The sequence below is a fragment of the Luteitalea sp. genome (assembly GCA_009377605.1).
GTDB lineage: Bacteria > Acidobacteriota > Vicinamibacteria > Vicinamibacterales > Vicinamibacteraceae > WHTT01.
In genome coordinates this window covers 1-1,055 of sequence record WHTT01000219.1, presented here as the reverse complement: position 1 = coordinate 1,055, position 1,055 = coordinate 1, and the positions used below count along the sequence as shown (strand labels likewise).

The 1,055-nt window shown below is 65.6% G+C and carries 2 protein-coding genes; one reads left to right on the top strand and one right to left on the bottom strand.

Annotated features, from left to right (window positions below):
• On the bottom strand, positions 1-333 hold a 333-nt coding region (locus GEV06_28615), incomplete at its 3' end, for a helix-turn-helix transcriptional regulator (protein ID MPZ21813.1).
• 78 nt (positions 334-411) lie between these two features.
• Here GEV06_28615 and GEV06_28610 point away from each other — a divergent pair.
• Positions 412-594 carry a hypothetical protein gene (locus tag GEV06_28610; protein MPZ21812.1) on the top strand — a complete coding sequence of 61 codons (183 nt, stop codon included), beginning with the start codon at positions 412-414 and terminating at the stop codon, positions 592-594.
• Positions 595-1,055: the final 461 nt, after the last annotated feature.

The following is a 1,055-nucleotide window of genomic DNA, read 5'->3' as shown; positions in this document are numbered from 1 at the left end:
CGGAACCCCCTCAGCAAGTCGTCCGGCATGCCCGAGCCAGCCGGCACCGAGCTGCTCGTCGCCGCGCGCCAAGTGAAGGATCCCGAGTCTCGTTGCGCTCATCGCGGCCTCGACCGAGCGGGAGTCGGCAAGGAAGGCGTCGTACGCGGCAGCACCGAGGCGCAGCGCATCTTCGGTGCGGCCGAGCCACCACACGGCTTCGGCGTGGGCTGCGAGGTCGTCGGCGGTCAACTGCTCGGGATCGAGCATGTCGAATCGCGCGGCGGCGGTGGGCCAATCTCGTGCCTCAGAGGCCCGCCGCGCCTGCGCCAATGCGTCGCCGTGCTCGTCCATCCGATGCCCTCTGTCTGCGGGGGTCCCGCGTTTCCGCCGGTCAGCCACACGACTTCAGGGCTCATCGTACGTGGCACCATGCCGGGATGGCTAGAGGCCTTCGCCAAGGTGAACCCGGTGACTCGCGTGATCGACGCGACGCGCCGGTTGATGCTGGGAGGTCCGGTCGCCGAGCCGGTGTTCAAGTCGGTCATCTGGTTGGCTGTCATCACGGCAGCATTTGCGCCGCTCGCGATCGCCCGCTATCGCCGGCGAATCTAGAAGAGAGGAACCGTTGACTTCACTGAGGAGGTCGTGATGGGAAAGATCACGGGGGTACGGCGAGCGATGTGACGGGGCGAGATCGGGAGCAGTGGTTCGCACTACTCGACAAGTGCGGTGCGCCGGGCGTGAGTACCGAGAGATCGCCGACTGGCTCATGGGCGAGCACGACGTCAGCAGATGGTGGGCCAAGAAGCTCATCGTCGAGTACGAGCAGGCGCGCGGGATGCGTCCCCCCCGGCGTGCGCCCTGACGGCACGTTCGAGGTCACCGCAAGCAAGACGGTGGCGGTGCCCGTGAAGTGCCTCTTCGATGCATTCACAAACACACGCCAGCGAAAGAGGTGGCTCACGGACGGGACGATGTCGCTACGGACCTCTTTCGGATTACGGTAGCAACCATCGTTCCTTCGGATCGCGACCTCTTGGAATCCGCCGATGAGCTACGTGAGAGAGCCAATA